15 protein-coding genes are annotated in these 18,887 nt (G+C 59.2%); 11 read left to right on the top strand and 4 right to left on the bottom strand.

The annotated features are described in order from the left end of the window. Positions 1–176 precede the first annotated feature (176 nt). The 3 genes from HMPREF3130_RS03595 to HMPREF3130_RS03585 all read left to right on the top strand — a co-directional run bounded on the left by HMPREF3130_RS03595 (position 177) and on the right by HMPREF3130_RS03585 (position 3,580). The gene (locus HMPREF3130_RS03595; protein WP_048735387.1) at positions 177–1,328 is read left to right on the top strand and encodes a cysteine desulfurase family protein; all 1,152 of its coding nucleotides are present in this window, start codon (positions 177–179) and stop codon (positions 1,326–1,328) included. A 63-nt stretch (positions 1,329–1,391) separates the two neighbouring features. Next, positions 1,392–2,531, top strand: a complete 1,140-nt coding sequence (gene mnmA / locus HMPREF3130_RS03590) for a tRNA 2-thiouridine(34) synthase MnmA (protein ID WP_048735286.1) — start codon at positions 1,392–1,394, stop codon at positions 2,529–2,531. Further along, a complete protein-coding gene (locus HMPREF3130_RS03585; RefSeq protein ID WP_048735289.1) occupies positions 2,528–3,580 on the top strand; it encodes a uroporphyrinogen decarboxylase/cobalamine-independent methonine synthase family protein in 1,053 nt (350 codons plus the stop codon). Before mnmA ends, HMPREF3130_RS03585 begins: the two co-directional genes overlap by 4 nt. 5 nt (positions 3,581–3,585) lie before the next feature. Here the strand turns inward: HMPREF3130_RS03585 and HMPREF3130_RS03580 are convergent, their stop codons facing one another. After that, positions 3,586–4,746, bottom strand: a complete 1,161-nt coding sequence (locus HMPREF3130_RS03580) for an ATP-binding protein (protein WP_070429322.1) — start codon at positions 4,744–4,746, stop codon at positions 3,586–3,588. A 139-nt stretch (positions 4,747–4,885) separates the two neighbouring features. Then, positions 4,886–5,554, bottom strand: a complete 669-nt coding sequence (locus tag HMPREF3130_RS03575) for a 3'-5' exonuclease (RefSeq protein WP_069358819.1) — start codon at positions 5,552–5,554, stop codon at positions 4,886–4,888. A gap of 96 nt (positions 5,555–5,650) precedes the next feature. On the opposite strand from HMPREF3130_RS03575, the gene ligA reads away from it, so the two are divergent. Further along, the gene (gene ligA / locus HMPREF3130_RS03570) at positions 5,651–7,771 is read left to right on the top strand and encodes an NAD-dependent DNA ligase LigA (RefSeq protein WP_101738712.1); all 2,121 of its coding nucleotides are present in this window, start codon (positions 5,651–5,653) and stop codon (positions 7,769–7,771) included. A 38-nt stretch (positions 7,772–7,809) separates the two neighbouring features. On the opposite strand, the gene HMPREF3130_RS03565 is transcribed toward ligA, so the two are convergent. Further along, positions 7,810–10,176: a glycogen/starch/alpha-glucan phosphorylase gene (locus tag HMPREF3130_RS03565; protein WP_069358818.1), complete on the bottom strand. Its 2,367-nt coding sequence runs from the start codon at positions 10,174–10,176 to the stop codon at positions 7,810–7,812. A gap of 144 nt (positions 10,177–10,320) precedes the next feature. Then, a complete protein-coding gene (locus HMPREF3130_RS03560; protein WP_048735304.1) occupies positions 10,321–10,986 on the bottom strand; it encodes an ACT domain-containing protein in 666 nt (221 codons plus the stop codon). Positions 10,987–11,213: 227 nt separating this feature from the next. Between HMPREF3130_RS03560 and gatC the strand changes: the two genes are divergently transcribed. From gatC to HMPREF3130_RS03525, 7 genes are all read left to right on the top strand, one after another. Beyond that, the gene (gene gatC, locus HMPREF3130_RS03555; RefSeq protein WP_005509328.1) at positions 11,214–11,507 is read left to right on the top strand and encodes an Asp-tRNA(Asn)/Glu-tRNA(Gln) amidotransferase subunit GatC; all 294 of its coding nucleotides are present in this window, start codon (positions 11,214–11,216) and stop codon (positions 11,505–11,507) included. Positions 11,508–11,522: 15 nt separating this feature from the next. Beyond that, the gene (gene gatA / locus HMPREF3130_RS03550; protein ID WP_049172086.1) at positions 11,523–13,037 is read left to right on the top strand and encodes an Asp-tRNA(Asn)/Glu-tRNA(Gln) amidotransferase subunit GatA; all 1,515 of its coding nucleotides are present in this window, start codon (positions 11,523–11,525) and stop codon (positions 13,035–13,037) included. Positions 13,038–13,188: 151 nt separating this feature from the next. After that, entirely contained in the window at positions 13,189–14,220 is a 1,032-nt protein-coding gene (locus HMPREF3130_RS03545; RefSeq protein ID WP_049172088.1) for a FecCD family ABC transporter permease, read from the top strand. Then, positions 14,221–15,021 (top strand): ABC transporter ATP-binding protein, encoded by an 801-nt coding sequence (locus HMPREF3130_RS03540; RefSeq protein ID WP_049172090.1) that lies wholly within the window; start codon positions 14,221–14,223, stop codon positions 15,019–15,021. It abuts the gene before it with no gap. Between the two features lie 10 nt (positions 15,022–15,031). Beyond that, positions 15,032–16,156, top strand: a complete 1,125-nt coding sequence (locus HMPREF3130_RS03535; protein ID WP_070429321.1) for an ABC transporter substrate-binding protein — start codon at positions 15,032–15,034, stop codon at positions 16,154–16,156. A 53-nt stretch (positions 16,157–16,209) separates the two neighbouring features. Beyond that, complete coding sequence (locus HMPREF3130_RS03530) at positions 16,210–17,241, top strand: ATP-dependent 6-phosphofructokinase (protein ID WP_038628534.1); 1,032 nt, start codon at positions 16,210–16,212, stop codon at positions 17,239–17,241. Between the two features lie 157 nt (positions 17,242–17,398). Further along, positions 17,399–18,862 carry a hypothetical protein gene (locus HMPREF3130_RS03525; RefSeq protein ID WP_070429320.1) on the top strand — a complete coding sequence of 488 codons (1,464 nt, stop codon included), beginning with the start codon at positions 17,399–17,401 and terminating at the stop codon, positions 18,860–18,862. The last annotated feature ends 25 nt before the right edge of the window (positions 18,863–18,887 follow it).

Below are 18,887 nucleotides of genomic sequence, written 5' to 3'. Positions count from 1 at the left end.
GGTGGGCACAGATTTCCTGTCTGTTCCCGCCCCGAGCATTTTTTTGGTCCTACTCATCTGTTCGTGCAGACAGTGAGGTTTAACTATGGCGGATAGTGAGCATAAGGCGCACGCAGCGTTATACTGCCTGCATGCTTAATGACCACATCGTTGCCGCTCCGGACGAGAAGAGTGAAATGAAGTCTGCTGCGAAGACCCGTCACTTTGTGGATCATGCCGCGACTACACCATTGCGCCCAGAAGCGCGCACGGCAATGGTCGAGAACCTAGGTCTGGCCAACCCCTCGGGGCAGTACGCCACCGCACGCATTGCGAAAAAGGTTCTGGAAGAGTCCCGAGAAGAAATTGCAGAGCTGCTCGGTGCCGATCCCATCGAGGTAGTTTTTACTTCCGGTGGAACTGAGGCCGACAATCTAGCGATTTCAGGCCTGTACTTCAAGGCCTCTGGCTCGGACATTGTGGTTCCACCAATCGAGCACGATGCAGTGTTGAAGACATGTCACCATCTGGAAAAGGAACACTGGGCCAAGATTGTTGAGGCTCCTGTAGGTGCTGATGGTCGCGTTGACATGGTGCAGTTCCCGGAGATTAGTCGGCAGAACACCGCGCTGGTGACGTGCATGTGGGCGAACAATGAGACCGGCACCATCCAGCCGGTGGAGGAGATTGCCAAGCGGGCGAAGGAGGCTCGCGTGCCTTTCCATATCGATGCTGTGCAGGCAGCCGGACATCTGCCAATTGATTTCCACGCAAGTGGCGCCACTACAATGGCCATCTCCGCGCACAAGTTCGGCGGTCCCCGTGGGATTGGGGCGCTGCTTGTTCGTCGTGAAGCGAAGCTTACCCCGCATAACAACGGCGGCGGGCAGGAACGCGGACTGCGTTCGGGCACGCAGGACGTGGCGTCGGCGGCGGGCATGGCGGCAGGACTGCGCGCGGCGGTGGACGCGATGGCGACGGACAATGAACGAATCCGCGGTCTGACGCAGCAGCTCATCAGGGCAATCGTGCACATCGACGGTGCGATTATCCACACCAGCGAGCTCGCTTTGCCGGGGCACGTCTACGCTAGCTTCCCGGGCGCGGAGGCCGATAGTTTGATCATGCTGTTCGATGCGGCGGGAATTGACTGCTCTACGGGATCGGCATGTAGCGCGGGCGTTAACCGTCCCTCGCACGTGCTGATGGCGATGGGCGTTTCGGAGCCGGAAGCGCGGTCGTCGATTCGTTTTACGCTGGGGTACACCTCGACGCAGGCGGATGTCGACGCCGTCATTTCGGCGCTGCCGGAAACGGTCGAGCGGGCGCGGCGTGCGGGCATGGCTTAGTTTTTGCCCCGTGGTGGTACGGTGACACGTGCACAAAATCTAGAGGGGAAAGGTTGCAACGCAATGCGAGTTCTTGCAGCAATGAGCGGTGGTGTGGATTCTTCCGTGGCTGCGGCGCGTGCATTGGCCGCAGGTCACGAGGTCGTCGGCGTGCACTTGGCGCTGTCGAAAGATCCGCAGTCCGTTCGCGCTGGATCCCGCGGCTGCTGTTCGCTAGAGGACTCCGGCGATGCCCGCCGCGTCTGCGATGAGCTGGGCATTCCTTTCTACGTCTGGGATTTCTCCGAGCGCTTCAAGGAAGAGGTCATGGATGACTTCTACGACTCCTACGAGCGCGGCGAGACGCCGAACCCATGCCTGCGCTGCAATGAACGCATCAAGTTCGCCGCTCTACTAGAGCGCGGCATCGCGCTCGGCTTCGACGCTGTGGTCACGGGGCACTACGCTTTGCTTGGCGACGACGGCCTGTTGCGCCGCGGCCGCGATGCGAAGAAGGACCAGTCCTATGTCCTGGGCGTGCTGGATCGCGAGCAGCTGCAGCGCTCGATGTTCCCGGTAGGAAACACCGAGAAGCCAGAGATTCGTGAAGAAGCCCGCGGGATGGGACTAGGCACTGCCAACAAGCCGGACTCTTACGACATCTGCTTCATCCCGGATGGCAATACCAAGGCGTTCCTGGGCGCGAAGATTGGCCGTCGCCCGGGCACCATTGTGGATAAGGAAACTGGCGACACCGTCGCTGAGCACGACGGTGTCTACGGTTTCACCATTGGTCAGCGCAAGGGGATTGGCCTGGCGGGGCCGATGCCGGATGGCAAGCCGCGCTATGTCACCGGCATTGATGCAGAGACCGGCACGGTGACAATCGGCACGGCTGCGGACTTGAATGTCAACGTGCTCGAGGCCGACCGTGCCATCTGGCTGGCCAACCCGGATGAGGTACTCGCTGCCTCGGAGGCCGGCAAGCTGCAGGTGCAGGTGCGTGCGCACGGTCGCCCCATCGACTGCCGCATTGAAGTGCTGGCAGGACCTGACGATGACGTCACCGGACGCGGTGGCGCCTTCCGGCTGCACCTGAGCGATCCGCTTCGTGGTGTCGCGCCTGGTCAGGCCGCTGTTTTGTACCACACTGACACTGCGGGCGACTACGTGCTGGGCTCCGGCACGATTGTCTCGACCGCCCGTGAAGAGGACTTGTCGTGACCTCCTTTGTCGGCCTTGGCCCGATGCCGGGCCGCAATCCACACGAGGCGGCAGAGATTGTCATTGGCGAATGCCTGGAAGGTCACCTCACGCTACCGACGTTGCCCGCCCGTGGGTTCGGCGCCGATGCCGTCGGTCGCACGGCCGCCCTCATGGCTGACCTCGTCGTCGACAGGGGAGCGCGCTCCTGGAAAGTCGCCGACCGTCGTGGTCGCGCGAGTGCCTTGGCCACTGATTATCTCCACCGAGACATCGACGCGTGCGAGGAAGCGTGGGGACGCACCCCGCAGAAAATTCGCCTGACCGCTCTCGGCCCATGGACGATGGCGACTTCGGTGGAAAATGCCGCAGGCCATCTCATCGCCGTTGACCGCGGCGCCGTGAAGTACTTCGCGCAGTCGTTGGCCGCGGGATTGGCTTCCCACATCGCCGATGTCCGTCGGCGTTTCGACAGCGACATCGAAGTACTTCTGGCAGAACCCGCACTCGGCGCAGTCGTACAGGGCAAAATCAAGGCCCCGTCCATGCTGATGGGCAACGCGGGTTATCTCCCCGCCCAGGGGCACCGCGAGATCGCGGAGATCTTCCTCGAAGTCACAGGGCCGCTGCGTGACGACGAAATCGAAGTGACCATCGCGCTGTCGAGCCCCGATGGCCTGGCTGTTCAGGCCTTGGCGGATTCCGGTGCGGCCGGAGTGTGGCTACCTCGCAAAGAACTGACCACCACGCAGCAACTGGATTTTGCGGCTGCCGTGGTCGGTGCCGATATGTCCCTGGAGCTGGGTATTGTGCCAGTGACGGTCACGGAGCGAGAAGAGCACACGGGCGTCCCGGTGGCGACACCGGCTCGAGCACTCGCTGAGCAAGCAGCGCTGTTCTGGGATGAGCTGGGCTATTCGCGCCTACAGATTGCTGAGAGCCTGAATCTGGCGCCGATGGGCGGCTTTGCTGCCAGCTCCAATGAAGAAGCACAGGCGCAACTCGGCGCAGGCCGCAATGCCACGGAGCTTCTTCGTCGGGCAGCCGGTGACTTGGCTCGCGACGAATAGCGACCTTATTCCACCAGCGTATTGAGGTAGTCCGCGAAGTAGGGAAGTGTGAATTCCACGTATCCCGTCGACGCTGACACAATCAGCTCACGGTAAATCAGGTCATGGCGAAGCTGTGAGATGCCAGAGAGTTTGCGTCCCATGGTCTCTGCGATGACGCTCGTGGCCACGGGCTTTCCATTGGGGGAGAGGCGCGCCATCGCTTTGAGAAAATCAATCTGGCGAGGTGACACTTTCCGCAGGCTGGGCGCATGAACTTGCAGCCCGATGCGGCGGATGGATTCCGCTGCGGCATCCGAGACATGCTGAGCGGTAATGGTGTCCGAGTGGGCCAACCTGGCCTTCGCCCAAGCGACTGAGCCAATGGTCTGTATGAGATACGGGTAGCCGTGGCTGAGTTCAGCGGCCAGCTCGACGGCATCCTCGGTCATCGCGCGTTCGCCGAGTTCTGCAGTTCTGCGAATGATGTCCTTGGTGGTCTCCACGTCCAATCGGCCCAGAGACACGCGTTCGGCACGGCGTAAGAATGTTGCGCCCTCTAGCTGGAGCAAGTCTTCGATACCGCTGGGCAGCCCGGCTGCGACAAAGGCAATCTCCGCATCGTCGCGATTTAGGTCCTGGATTGCATGGGCAATTTCGTTGAGCTGTGCGGGTTCTGCACTTTGCACCTCGTCGAGAGTGAGCAAGATGCCGGATCCCTGTGGCATGAGGAGAGCCGAGAGATCCTGAAGTTGGCTGAGCAGATTCCTGCCGGGCTCGGGCTGAGAAGTGCTGACTTCCGTCTTAAACCCGCCAATGCCGGCGATGGACAGGCCGGTGAGGTGACGGCCCTTGCCCGTCGGTGCACTGTCAATGGCACTGAAAGCGCGCGGAATGGTGACATCGGTGAGATCAGAAATCATTTCAGAGCCGATGTGAGCACGCAGCACAATCCATCCCAGTTGCTTTGCTGCGGCTTCAAACTCGTTGAGAAGTACCGTCTTGCCGATTCCGCGGGTACCGGAAATTAGCGCGGTTCGCCAGGGATTACCGGGGCCTTCCGCCAGAGCCAGCTCAAACGAGTCCAGCTCGACATCGCGCCCACCGATGATGGCCGGGGATCGGCCGAATGTGGGGTGGAAAGGATTGCGTGGGATGGAGATGGCCTTGTCGCTGCGAGTGGTCACGCATCAATCATAGCAATGGATAATCCACATCGACTTGGATAACTTGGATATCCCGCCGAAATTTGGATATTCGGTTTCCGTTGGATAATCACAAAACTCTGGATATTGGGAGAGCCGGGGAGGGTGAAGGGGTCGCTGCTCAGTCCATCGGCCACCCGAAGGTGAAGTCCGACGTATCCTTACCCTTTTCGGTCAGGTACTGCTGCAGGTTCTTCTTGTACTGGTAGTACGCGACGGCCTGCAGCTCCATCAGCTCTTCCCCTGATTTTTCGGTTAGCTCCCGGTAGTGGCGCGCCATCACCCATGCGATGCGCGCAGCCGCCAGAGCATCTTCGGTGGCATCATGTGCCCCGTCCAGGCGCACCTGATAATGGCGGGAGACATCAGTCAAAGTGCGTTTTTCACGACGTTCTGGGTCGACGTAATTATCCAGCACAAAGGGGTCGACGACGAGGCCGTCAACGGTAAAACTGGGATCCTGCGAGCGCAGTACCGTCAGATCATAAGCCGCGTTATAGGCCACTACGGTCAGACCATCGCGCCAGGCAGCTCGAAGGCCGGCAATGGTATCCGCTAGCACTTCATCGTGCGGGCGCCCCTCCGCGCGAGCTTTTTCAGTGGTGATGCCATGCACATCAGACGCAGCTTGTGGAATTTCGACACCGGGATTAGCGAGCATGATGGTGGAATCTTTGCCCTGCTCAGTCAGTCGGACCAGTGCGGAAGTGACAATCTTGCAGGTGCGAGGATCCGTGCCGGTAGTCTCCAGATCAAACGCGAGCATGCGTCGCGGATCGAAATTATGCATGTCTCAACTGTAGCGGAGAGTGCGGATTCGCTGAGGGGCAGGAACAAGGTCAAGAGAATTTCCGTGTCCTCCGGCGCATCCGGGCAATGACATAGAATGAGCGACGTGACTTCCTCGACCGATGAGAACTCCGACCTGTCAACCTCCGATTTGTCTTCGTTTTCCAGCGCCCCCGCCTCCGAGCCAGCGCCGGCGGACGTCCGGGAGAAGTGGCAAGATCTAGCAACTCGCATTCGTGAAAACGCTGCGCTGTACTACACCGCGCAGCCGGTTATCTCCGATGCTGAATACGACGAGATGTTCCGTCAACTGCAGCGGTTAGAGGAGCAGTGGCCCGATCTGGTGGTGCCGGACAGCCCCACGCAGCAGGTCGGTGCGCAGGTCGACACGCCTGCCGACGGGGAAGTGTTCGAGCCTGTTGAGCACCTCGAACGCCTTTACAGCTTGGACAATGTTTTCGATGAGCAGGAGTTGCGCGGCTGGCTGGCCCGCACCCCGGCCAGCACGTATCTGACCGAGCTGAAAATCGATGGCCTGTCTATCGATCTGGTCTATGAGAATGGCCGCCTTGTCCGGGCGGCCACCCGCGGAGACGGCCGCGTGGGGGAGAACGTCACCGCCAATGCGCGCACTATCGAAGATATTCCGCATGAAATCAGCGGCGAGAACATCCCCGACGTGCTCGAGGTGCGTGGTGAAGTCTTTATCTCGTTGGAAGAGTTCGAACGCATCAACGCCGATCGCGTCGAAGCGGGTCAGAAGCCGTTTGCCAACCCCCGTAACGCCGCCGCCGGTTCCCTGCGACAGAAGGATGTTGCAGAAGTGGCCAAGCGCCGGTTGTCCATGATTTGCCATGGAATTGGTCATATCGAGGGCTGGCGTCCACAGTCCCAGCACGAGGCATATCGTGCCTTGGACGAGTGGGGTTTCCACGTGTCGCCGTATACAAAGCAGGTTCATTCCGCGGATGACGTCGTTAAGCAGATGCAGTACTGGGGCGAGCACCGCCACGACGCCATCCACGAGATGGACGGGCTTGTGGTCAAGGTTGACTCCCTTTCCGAGCAGCGCGCGTTGGGCGCGACCTCGCGGGCGCCGCGCTGGGCGATTGCCTACAAGTATCCGCCAGAAGAGGTCACCACGGACCTGCTGGACATTCGAGTCTCCATCGGCCGAACTGGTCGTGCGACGCCATATGCCGTGATGAAGCCGGTCTTCGTGGCCGGGTCAACTGTCGAGATGGCGACGCTACACAACCCTTCCGAGGTGCACCGAAAGGGTGTGCTCATCGGGGACCGTGTGACCATCCGCAAGGCCGGTGACGTGATTCCAGAGGTACTCGGCCCCGTAGCCGATCTCCGAGATGGTAGCGAGCGAAAGTACATTTACCCGACTCTCTGCCCCGAGTGCGGTACTCGTTTGGCTCCGGCAAAGGACAGCGATGCCGATTGGCGTTGCCCCAATACCCGCTACTGTCCAGGTCAGCTGCGGCGTCGAATTGAATTCCTCGCCTCCCGCTCCGGGTTCGATATCGAAAACCTGGGGGAGAGGGGCGCTGCCGATTTGATTCATCGCGGCGTGCTTGCCGACGAGTCCCGCCTCTTCGACCTCACCGAGGAAGATTTGCTCGGCACTGAGGTCTACACTACGGCTTCGCGGAAAACCCTGAACGCCAATGGTAAGAAACTGTTGGCCAACATCGAGGCAGCTAAGGATAAAGAGCTGTGGCGCGTATTGGTCAGCCTGTCCATTCGTCATGTGGGTCCAACAGTGGCGCGGACCTTGGCACAGAAGTTCGGCTCGATGGAGGCGCTGCGCGCTGCGAGCCGCGAGGAGATTTCGGCCATCGATGGCATTGGCGAGATCATCGGCGATTCCGTGGCTGACTGGTTCGAGGTGGACTGGCACCGCGAGGTTGTCGAGCGCTGGGAAGCTGCCGGTGTGCGTATGGCCGATGAGGTCGCCGATCGTCCAGATCAGGTGCTAGAGGGATTGACCGTGGTAGTCACCGGCTCTTTGGAGGACTTCACTCGCGACAGCGCGAAGGAAGCCGTTATCTCCCGTGGCGGTAAGGCCGCAGGGTCGGTGTCGAAGAAGACCGACTACGTGGTGGTTGGCGAAAACGCCGGTTCCAAGGCCACAAAGGCCGAGGAGCTGGGCTTGCCCATCCTCGACGAGGATGGGTTCAAGCGATTGCTGGAAACCGGTCAGGCCTAGCTGGGGCTTGGCCCAGCCAGGATTTGACCCAGCCGGGCCTAAATCTTGGTCTCTTCCAGCTTCCAGACCTCATTGGCGTAATCGCGGATAGTGCGGTCGGAGGAGAAGCGGCCCGAACGGATGATGTTCAGGAAGCACTTCTTGGCCCACGCCAGCTCGTCGCGGTAGTCCTCGGCCATGCGGTCGCGGGTCTCGCGGTAGTCAGCGAAGTCGCCGAGGACGTAGTAGACATCGGCTGGCTCGTACCCGTTGGACTCCAGCAGCGAGAAGTGCAGGTCGTGGAACATTCCGCTGCCACCGTCAGCAAAAGTGCCGTCGACAAGCGAATCGACCGCGCGCTTGAGACCCGGCACCGTTTCGTAAGTGCCACGCGGGCTGTAGGTGCGACGCAGCTCCGGCAGCTCCTCTTCCAGCGCACCGAAGATGTAGGCGTTCTCTTCGCCGGCGGCGTCGACGATTTCGACGTTTGCGCCGTCCATGGTGCCCAGCGTCAGTGCGCCGTTCATCATGAACTTCATGTTCGAGGTACCCGAAGCCTCCTTACCGGCAGTGGAAATCTGCTCGGAGACGTCGGTGGCCGGGATGATGTGCTCTGCCGGGGTGACGTTGTAATTCTCAACGAAAGCGACCTGCAGGCGACCGTCCATGTCCGGATCGTTATTGACCTTGTCCGCGATAGCGTTGATGAACTTAATGATGGCCTTCGCGCGAACGTAGCCTGGGGCGGCCTTGGCACCGAAGATGAACACGCGCGGTGGCACGTCCAGCGCTGGGTCTTCCTTGATGCGGTAGTAGAGATCGAGGATGTAGAGCGCGTTGAGAAGCTGGCGCTTGTACTCGTGCAGACGCTTAATCTGGGTATCGAAGATGGCGTCCGGGTTCACCGAAATACCCTGGCGGTGCTCCAGCCAGGTGGCGAAGTCCTTCTTGTTCTCGTGCTTGATGTCGAGAATCTCACGCAACACGGCCTCGTCGTCAGCAAACTTTTCGAGCTCAGCGAGCTTGTCCAAGTCAGTGACCCAGGCGTCCGAACCCGACAGGCGAGTCAGCAGTGCCGACAGGCGCGGGTTGCACTGGTTGAGCCAGCGGCGCGGGGTGACGCCATTGGTCTTGTTGTTGAAGCGCTCCGGCCAGATATCGTGCCAGTCCTTCAACGTTTCGCGCTTAATAATCTCCGTGTGCAGGGCAGCAACACCGTTGATGGAGTACGCGGCGTAGCAGGCGATCCACGCCATGTGGATGCGACCGTGAGAAATCGGCGCCATGTAGTCAATCTTGCCCTGGTCGAAGCCGCGCTCCGCCAGGTCTTCGCGGAAGCGGCGGTCAATCTCGCGGGTGATCTCCAGAACGCGGCCGAAGAGACGGTCAAAAATGGAGTATTCCCAGGTCTCCAACGCTTCTGCCAGAACGGTGTGGTTGGTGTAGGCGAAGGTGTTGGACACGACGTTCCAGGCGTCGTCCCAGCTCATATCGTGCTCATCCAGGAGCAGACGCATCAGCTCTGGGATAGCGAGCACCGGGTGGGTGTCATTGAGCTGAATGGAGTTGTACTTGTGGAAATCGCGCAGGTCCTCGCCGTGATTCTCGATGTAAGAATCGATCATCGTCTGCAGCGAAGCGGAGACGAAGAAGTACTGCTGGCGGACACGCAGGACCTTGCCGTCATAGGTCGAGTCATTCGGGTAGAGCACGCGGCACAGGTCATGGACGCGCTCCCGTTCGACAATGGCGTCGGTGAAGCGCTGCGAGTTGAAGGCGTCATAGTCGAACTCACGCATCGGCTCCGAGTGCCACAGGCGCAGCGTGCCGACGTTATCGGTGCCGTAGCCGGTAATTGGCATGTCATATGGAACAGCGCGCACCACCAAGTCATCAAAGGTGACAATCTTGGACAGTTCCTCGCGACGAATGACGAAGGGGTAGCCCTCTTCCATCCACGGGTCCGGGTGCTCATCCTGGAAGCCATCTTCGAAGGTCTGCTTGAACAGACCGTAGCGGTAGAGGATGCCATAACCGGTCACCGGCAGATTCTGCGTGGCACAGGAATCCAGGAAGCAGGCGGCCAGACGACCCAGGCCACCGTTACCGAGAGCGGCGTCGTGTTCAGCCTCGAGCACGTCTGTCAGATTCTTGCCGTACTTTTTCACGGCAGCAGAGGCCTCATCCACCAGACCTGCATTGAGCAGGTTATTCAGCAGGGCGCGACCCATGAGGAACTCGGCGGAGAAGTAGTGCTGCTGGCGGGTAGCAGCGTATGCCTCCGTGGTGCGCTGCCAGTTGTCCGCTAGGTCATCGACAACAACCCGTGACAGACCGGACCAGAATTCCATCTCAGTGGACGACTGGGGGACACGGCCGGATTCGGCACGCACGTGGGATCCGACGAGGTCACTCAAGTTCGACATCAAAGAAGCTCCTTATTGACTGGTATCATTTCCAGACTTTACCGCTAAGCGTGAATCACTGCGCTCCATAGGGGAGGAGCCATAGGGTAAGAGCTTCGAGCGGAAGGGGGCTGCCCTCAGAAGAGGGCAGCCCATTAGCCGCTGCTAGTCGATGATTGCGCCGACAATCGTGCCAATCCGGCCCAAGTGCTCAACCTCACTTGGTAGGAAGTCCGGCCCGCCGGGCCGGCCAATAACGAGAACGAGGCCCTTGCCCATCGGAGTGGCGGCAATGGAGGAGTCCATAACTGTCCAGTCCTCCGGCAGCCACGTTTCCTCGTCCGGATCCAGGTTTCGCGGCGAGTCAATTGGGGCTTCCGGCAGAGTCCGGCCGTTATCCTCTGGAGCAGCGGTAGAGGAAGCGCGACGTACCCAGCGGCCATCGCTCTGTTCGCCGAGGACGATAGCCCAGCCGGCAGTCATAGTCTGAGGCAGGCCGTCGACGACATCTCCGAGGGCACGATCCAAGTTCTTCGTGTGCTGTGAGAACTTGGCCAGCAGTGCAATCTGTCCGCGGCGGTCAACCGAGCCGGAGAAAGGCCTAATTGAATCGACTTCCACTCCGCTAATGGACTGAGCCGCTGTAATCAGTGTGTCTGGTAGCAGGCCCATGGGCAGGTCAACCACGATGTCGTCAACAACAACGCCATTAGCGCCGTAATCTACGACATCGACACTGCGAATATCACCTTCTACTTCGCCCAGGGCAGCCGCGACGTAGCCAAGTGCGCCTGGTTCGTCGGGAAGCTGGATGCGAAGGAGGTAACTCATGGCTGTGTGCACAACCTTTCGAATAATTGATAGTGATGCTTGCGGTGTAACTATAGAAGTAGTGATTTAGGCTACAGGGTAAACCTTTGAAATGTAAGACCCTGCGGACAACTACTTGGCGACAACGACTACTGTTGGCAAGTACAGCCCGCTCGCGCGGTTCAAAATCAGTTTCAACTAAACTTCTGTGCACTAGCTTCGTACGAAGAAATGAAAGGGGTACTAGCGTGCCAGCTATCTCACGCGATGAGGTCGCCCACCTAGCGCGATTGTCCCGTCTGGCTCTGACTGACGCGGAACTCGACGAGTTCGCCGGTCAGATCGACGGCATTATTAACCACGTCCAGGCCGTTCAAAAGGTGGCTGCGGATGATGTTGAACCGATGAGTCACCCCTCTTCGCTGTCCGGTGTGATGCGCGAGGACGTCGTCAAGCCGACGCTGACTGCGGAGCAGGCGCTGGACCAGGCGCCGTCGCAGGACCGCCAGCGCTTCGAAGTTCCCCAGATTCTCGGCGAGTAGGAGTACGTGGAAGAAATGATTGCAGCTAACCCGAACCTGCATGCCGCTGTTGCTGAGGACCCGATTCTGGGGCTGAGCGCTTTTGAGCTCGCACAGAAGATTCACGCTCGTGAGCTGACCTCGGTAGAGGTCACCCAGGCGTTCCTCGACCGTATCGCGGCAATTGATGAGGACATTCACGCATTCCTGCACGTCGGTGCCGAAGAGGCCCTGGCTGCAGCTCGCAAGGTCGATGAGTCGCTGGATGCTGGCGAGGAGCCGGCCTCCGCGCTGGCCGGTGTTCCGCTGGCGCTGAAGGATGTCTTCACTACCACCGATGCGCCGACCACCTGCGCTTCCAAGATGCTCGAGGGCTACATGAGCCCTTACGACGCAACGGTTACTGCCAAGCTGCGTGCAGCTGGCATCCCAATTCTGGGTAAGACCAACATGGATGAGTTCGCCATGGGCTCGTCGACTGAAAACTCCGCTTACGGCCCGACTCACAACCCGTGGGATGTTGAGCGCACCGCAGGCGGTTCCGGTGGTGGCTCTTCCGCGGCGCTGGCCTCCGGTATGGCTCCGCTGGCTATCGGTACTGACACCGGTGGCTCGATTCGTCAGCCAGCAGCTCTGACCGCAACGGTCGGCGTGAAGCCGACCTATGGCACGGTATCCCGCTACGGCCTGGTCGCTTGCGCCTCCTCGTTGGATCAGGGTGGGCCGACCGCGCGAACCGTTCTGGACACCGCGCTGCTGCACGAAATCATTGCTGGTCACGACGAGAATGACTCGACTTCCACGGAGCAGCCGATTGCCGATGTGGTTGCTGCTGCCAAGGAAGGTGCTACCGGTGACCTCACGGGGGTTAAGGTCGGCATCGTCAAGCAGTTCGACCGCACCGAGGGTTACCAGGCCGGCGTACTGGACAGCTTCCACGAGGCCGTCGACAAGCTTAAGGAAGCTGGCGCAGAGGTGGTCGAGGTCGATTGCCCGAACTTCGACCACGCACTGAGCGCGTACTACCTGATTCTGCCGTGTGAGGTCAGCTCCAACCTGGCTCGTTTCGACGGCATGCGTTACGGCCAGCGTGTTGGTGATGACGGTTCGCACTCGGCCGATGAGGTCATGGCTATGACCCGTGCCGCTGGTTTCGGCGATGAGGTTAAGCGACGCATCATCATTGGTACCTACGCGCTATCGGTCGGTTACTACGATGCCTACTACATCCAGGCACAGCGCGTCCGTACCCTGATTCAGCAGGACTTCGAGCGGGCCTTCGAACAGGTAGATGTCCTGATCTCGCCGACCACTCCGACCACTGCGTTTAAGTTGGGCGAGAAGGTTGACGACCCGCTGAGCATGTACATGTTCGACCTGTGTACTCTGCCGCTCAACCTGGCCGGCATGTGTGGCATGTCCGTGCCGTCGGGCCTGGCTGAAGACACCGGCCTGCCGGTAGGCCTGCAGATTATGGCTCCGCGCCACGGTGACGATCGTCTGTACAAGGTCGGCGCTGCCTACGAAAAGGTTCGCGGCTCGATTGCATAAAGACGCTCAATAAGCCTTAGTCGGTTTTCTGCAACCGTCGTTTTCTCACTGAAGTGGGAGAGCGGCGGTTGTTGTCGTGTCGGGGAGAGTTTCATACATACGCAGGAACGCAAACATGGAGAGAGTTAGATTTAAAAACCCACCGCGGTTTATGCCTTGGATCTATGGGCTGGTCATTGTCATAGCCATTGCCGTCAGTCTGGTCGCTGCGGTGGTCTTCGGCTCGGCGGATATCACCTGGTCCACCACGACACAGGTCATTTCGCATCACATCTTCGGCATTGAGCTCGATGAATCTGTGCCCGCCAGTTCGGACACCATCGTCTGGAATCTCCGCGCTCCCCGGGGTATTCTCGCAGCGATTGTAGGGGCGGGGCTAGCTGTCTCCGGTGTGGCTATGCAGACATTGGTCCGTAACCCGTTGGCAGACCCATATCTGCTAGGTATTTCCGCCGGCGCCGGTGCCGGTGCGACCGCGGTGATTATCTTTGGTGCTTTCTCCGGTAGCCCCATCGCGCCGCTGACATTCGGTGCACTCCTCGGTGCAGTAATGGCCACCCTCGCGGTCGGTGCTTTCGCCACTGCAGGCGGTGGGCTGACTCCGCTGCGTTTGGTGCTCTCCGGCGTTGTGCTCTCCGCTGCGTTTTCCGCGCTGAGTAGCTTCATGGTCTTCGCTGGTCCAGACCCGAGGGCCGCGCAGTCCGTGATGTTTTGGATGCTGGGCTCTGTTGCCGGTGCGACATGGCTGAAGACGCTCTTCCCGCTCATTGTCCTCATCGCAGTACTGTTGTTTTTCCTGGTCAAAGCCCGTCATCTGGATGCGCTGGCAACTGGTGAGAGCACCGCAGCGGCCGTAGGTATTGATGTTTCTCGGCTACGCACACAGGTATTTGTGCTCCAGGCTGTCCTCGTTGGCACGCTCGTTGCGGTCTCTGGCGGCATCGGGTTTGTCGGCCTGGTGATTCCACACTTGACCCGCATCTTGGTAGGGGCCACGCACCGCGTTGTCCTACCGGTTGCTGCCCTCATGGGTGGACTGTTTCTCATCTGGGTGGACATCATCGCGCGCGTAGTGGGCGGAAGCCAGGAAATGCCGCTGGGAGTAGTCACGGGATTGGTTGGCGCACCACTTTTCCTCTACCTCATGAGCCGCTCGCACTACAGCTACGGAGGTGCTGAGTAAATGAGCGCTCTACCAAAATCTGTACTCGCCGCTAAAGATATGCGCTGTGATATCGCTGGGCGCACCATTGTCAGCGGAGTCAACCTCAACTTCGGTGCAGAACCCATGACCGCCATCATTGGTGTTAACGGCGCGGGTAAATCCACGTTGCTGCGTGCGCTCGGTGGAATCACGAAACCGGCCACGGGCGAGGTCGAGATTAACGGCAAATCGATGAGCTCAATCAGCTCGAAGCACCGCGCCCGCGATCTGGCTTTCGTCGCGCAAAACGAGGTTCCACCCGCCGAAATGCGCGTGCGCGACTTTGTCTCCCTGGGGCGCTTGCCCTACCAGCGCCTTTTTGGTGGCAACACCGCCGAGGACAATTCCCACGTCGACCGTGCGCTGGAGCTCGTGGGGTTGGAAGCGGTTGCGCAACGCCTGTGTGGGCAACTCTCGGGTGGGCAACGTCGTCGCGTGTGTCTGGCGCGTGCCATCGCCCAGGACTCGCCAATCATGCTTCTCGACGAGCCCACTAACCACCTCGACGTGCGCCATCAACAATCCGTCCTCCGTCTGGCCCGCTCCAGCGGAGCGTGTGTCATTGCCGCGATCCACGACTTGGACCTGGTGATGAACCACTTCGACCGCGTCATCGTGGTCGCGGACGGCGGTATCGCGGCCGACGGCATTCCCGCAGAAGTGCTTACCCGCGACTTTGTCGCCCAAATCTTTCAGGTTGAATCCTGTCAGCTCAATTCCCCCGCTGGCCGCCGCCACCTCGCAATCGATAGCGAGCTGGATGCTGCCACCATCAACTAGGAGTACTCCCTTGAATAACGCACATGCTTTCCGACGTCCCCTTCGTGCCTCAGCAGCTGGTATCGCTGTGGCTGCTCTGGCATTCGGAGCCGCCGCCTGTGGCTCTGATGAGGGAACGCAGGCCTCGTCGTCAGGCCTTACCCTCACCAACTGCGGTGAAGAAGTCAGCTACCCGGGTGTAGCTAAAAAGCTGCTGATTAATGACGGCAATATTGCTTCGCTGGCGCTGGCTGTCGGTGCTGCGGATGAGATCACAGCGGTGAGCTCTATGGCCTCGCATCTGCCGGTGTTGACCGCAGCTTATGGCGATGCAATTGCGCAGAAGCCAGAAGTTGCGAAGGAATACCCGAATCTGGAGCAGGTCATTGCGGCCGAACCGGATGTGATGCTGGCGGGCTGGGGCTATGGCTTTAGTGAAGACAAGGGCATTACCCCGGAATCGCTTTCCGAGCACGGTATCGGTGCCTACACCCTGACGGAATCTTGTCGTACTGGTGACGCAGCCTCGGCGGGCAAGGAAGGCAGTGGCGACCCGGGGCATACTCGTGGTCTGGTGGATCCGTGGGAAGCTGTCAAAATTGATTTGAAGAATATCGCTACCTTGACCGGACACGACGGTGAGGGCGACAAGGTTATTGCAGATATTGATAACCGACTGCAAGCCCTGGATGCCGCGCCAAAGGGAGATAAGAAGCCAGTGGGCTTCCTCTTTGATTCTGTCGGTGAAGCACTATTTACCTCGGGTTCCTTTGGCGCACCGCAGGGCATCCTGGAAAAGGCCGGTGCAATCAATGCGACCGAGTCGATTAAGGACACTTGGACTACGACCTCCTGGGAGCATGTCGCGGAGATGAATCCTGACTTCATCGCGCTTGTGGACTACCCAGGTCAGACCTTCGAAGAGAAAATCAAGGTTTTGCGCACGAATCCGGCAACGAAGGATCTCGAGGCGGTCAAGGAGAACCGCTTTATTAACCTGCCGATTGCATTGTGGACGGAGTCTCCGCTGAACGTCGATGCCGCAGAGTACGTGCGCAAGGCGCTCGAGGAATATGGTCTTGTGCCGGCGTCGGAGGTGACGACGAAGATGGAGCTACCGTCTGAGCTACCAGGGCAGGAGTACCTGCAGAAGTAGTTTCGACCAAGGCCGTCAAGCACGAACTGACTAACGCGACTAAGGTGGGCATCATGCGAATTGCGACCCTTACCTCCGGTGGAGATTGTCCCGGTCTGAATGCCGTTATCCGTGCAATTGTCCGTACCAGCTCGAGCGAGTACGGCTCAACCGTCGTCGGTTTTGAGGACGGTTGGATTGGTCTTATGGAAGACCGTAGGGTCCAGCTTTACGACGATGAGCGGATTGACCGTATGCTGCTGCGTGGCGGCACGATGCTGGGCACCGGCCGCGTGCATCCGGACATTCTCATGTCTAACCTCGACCGCATCAAGGAAAATCTCTCTGATGCGGGCATCGATGCCCTGATCCCAATCGGTGGCGAAGGTACGCTGAAGGCCGGCAAGTGGCTTTCGGACAATGGGGTGCCGGTCGTCGGTGTTCCGAAGACTATTGATAATGACGTCAACGGTACGGACTACACCTTCGGTTTCGACACGGCTGTGGCTGTTGCCACCGACGCGGTTGACCGTCTGCACACCACTGCGGAATCCCACCAGCGCGTCATGATTGTTGAGGTCATGGGTCGACACGTGGGCTGGATCGCTTTGCATGCGGGTATGGCCGGCGGTGCTCACCACATTGTCATTCCGGAAAAGCCATTCGACATCAACGAGATTGTGAAGTCGATGGAGCGCCGTTTCCAGATGGGTGAGAAGTACGGCATTATCGTCGTCGCTGAGGGCGCCACCCCGAAGCCGGGCACCATGGAGTACGAAGAGGGCGGTGTCGACCAGTTCGGCCACCAAACCTTCAACGGCATTGGTCAGGTTATTGGTGCGGAGATTAAGAAGCGCACCGGGTACGACGTTCGCACCACGGTGCTGGGTCACATTCAGCGTGGCGGTACGCCGACTGCGTACGACCGCGTGCTTGCTACCCGCTACGGTGTCCACGCCACCCGAGCAGTACACGAGGGGGACTTCGGCAAGATCGTCGCTCTGCACGGTGAGAACATCGAGCGTATCGACATCGACGATGCGGTTGCTGAGTTGAAGGTTGTGCCGGATGGCCGTTACCGCGCAGCTGCTGCGCTGTTTGGTTAAACGCGTCGGTTAAGCACGCGTTGCTAAACATTTAGGCACATCTTCGTAACAAAATAGGCATACTGCCCGAGCTGGTGTATCAATCACCAGCTCGGGCAGTATGCTTTGGAAGGTTCCGGTTTTTGAAAAATAGACTTATATTTAGGATTTTCTCGTTATGTGGAAAAGAGCCACAACAATCGCGATGGCCTTTGTCGGCCTAACTGTCGGTGCCGGATTCGCATCCGGCCAGGAAATGATGCAGTACTTCGTGGCATTTGGCACTAACGGCTTGTGGGGCGTGGTACTTGCCTCCGTCGTGATGATTGCCAGTGGCCTGGCAGTGCTGTCAATTGCCAGCTACTTGCAGGCTGATGAGCACTCCGAGGTCTTCGACGTAATCACCCGCAGTTGGGTTTCGAAGATTTTGGATATCGCCGTGATGATCACGCTGTTCTGTACCGGCTTCGTCATGTTCGCCGGTGCCGGTGCGAACTTGAACCAGCAGTTCGGACTTGAGGTGTGGATCGGCGCCGTCATCATGGTTGCCCTGACTTTGGGTGTAGGCATGCTGGATGCCGACAAGGTCAGCCGCGTGATTGGCATGATCACTCCATTCATTATCGTGTTCCTGCTTGGAGCCGGTATCTACACTTTGTTCACCACCGACACGTCGATGTCGGAGGCCGCGCAGTACACCAATGAACTGTCGACATCGCTGCCACACTGGTCTATTTCTGCCCTGAACTATGTCGGTTTCTGTGTGATGGTGGCCGTATCGATGTCGATTGTCATCGGCGGTAGCTACCTGAACCCGCGTGAAGCTGGCATCGGTGGTCTCATGGGCGGGAGCATCTATGCAGGTCTGCTGACGCTGGTGACCTTTGCCCTCTTCTTCAAGGTCAAGGATGTTGGCCACGAAGATATGCCGACCCTGGCAATCGTCAATGACATCCACCCGGTCCTGGGTACCGTGATGGCAATCATCATCTACGCCATGATTTTTAACACGGCCATTGGCATGTTCTACGCGCTGGGCCGCCGCCTAACACGCAATACCCCGCACCGTTTCCGCCTGGTATTCATCGTGACCGTGCTGATTGGCTTTGGCCTAAGTTTCTTTGGGTTCAAGGCTCTGGTTGGCTCCATTTACCCGGCACTAGGCTATGTCGGTATCGCCCTAATCGTGATTCTGTGCGGTGCGTACCTGGCAGGACGCAACAAGCTGATGGAGGAGTCGAAGCGCCGCGGTCGTATCCGGAAGCTCGCACTCCGGAAGATGCATCCGAACAAGAAGTTCACCACCGCCGATCAGAAGAAGCTCGACCGCGCTTTGGCCAACTCCAACATTTCCAACGTCGATCTTCAGGAGAGCGTCCGCGACGACATCGTCGAGGAACTGGTCAGCGACGATAATGTTGAATTCACCGAGGATGACGCCGAGCGCATCGTAGAAAAGGATAATGAGCGCCTGGAGAAGCTTTCCGAAATCGAGGAAGCCTCCGATGATGACAATCCTCGCGAGACCGCGAGGGACTCCTTCCCCGGCGAGGCCACAGCCACTGCGCCGAAGAAGCTTGCCGGACAGACTAAGAATGCATTCAAGCGCGTGGCTCACCCTAAGCCGAAGAAAGAAAAGTAACTAGCGCGACTAGGCAGCTCGAAAA

It is taken from the genome of Corynebacterium sp. HMSC14B06 (assembly GCF_001807075.1).
GTDB classification, from domain to species: Bacteria; Actinomycetota; Actinomycetes; order Mycobacteriales; family Mycobacteriaceae; genus Corynebacterium; species Corynebacterium jeikeium_D.
The sequence above is the reverse complement of the archived record's forward strand: the minus strand, read 5'-3'. Positions and strand labels throughout refer to the sequence as shown.

Bases quoted from the DNA above. Each gene is read 5' to 3' on its own strand.
- HMPREF3130_RS03560 (WP_048735304.1), bottom strand. From the start codon at position 10,986: ATGAGTTACCTCCTTCGCATCCAGCTTCCCGACGAACCAGGCGCACTT.
- ligA (WP_101738712.1), top strand. From the start codon at position 5,651: ATGAGCGACGTGACTTCCTCGACCGATGAGAACTCCGACCTGTCAACC.
- HMPREF3130_RS03540 (WP_049172090.1), top strand. From the start codon at position 14,221: ATGAGCGCTCTACCAAAATCTGTACTCGCCGCTAAAGATATGCGCTGT.
- HMPREF3130_RS03565 (WP_069358818.1), bottom strand. From the start codon at position 10,176: ATGTCGAACTTGAGTGACCTCGTCGGATCCCACGTGCGTGCCGAATCC.
- mnmA (WP_048735286.1), top strand. From the start codon at position 1,392: ATGCGAGTTCTTGCAGCAATGAGCGGTGGTGTGGATTCTTCCGTGGCT.
- HMPREF3130_RS03530 (WP_038628534.1), top strand. From the start codon at position 16,210: ATGCGAATTGCGACCCTTACCTCCGGTGGAGATTGTCCCGGTCTGAAT.
- gatA (WP_049172086.1), top strand. From the start codon at position 11,523: ATGATTGCAGCTAACCCGAACCTGCATGCCGCTGTTGCTGAGGACCCG.
- HMPREF3130_RS03525 (WP_070429320.1), top strand. From the start codon at position 17,399: ATGTGGAAAAGAGCCACAACAATCGCGATGGCCTTTGTCGGCCTAACT.
- HMPREF3130_RS03545 (WP_049172088.1), top strand. From the start codon at position 13,189: ATGCCTTGGATCTATGGGCTGGTCATTGTCATAGCCATTGCCGTCAGT.
- HMPREF3130_RS03595 (WP_048735387.1), top strand. From the start codon at position 177: ATGAAGTCTGCTGCGAAGACCCGTCACTTTGTGGATCATGCCGCGACT.
- HMPREF3130_RS03575 (WP_069358819.1), bottom strand. From the start codon at position 5,554: ATGCATAATTTCGATCCGCGACGCATGCTCGCGTTTGATCTGGAGACT.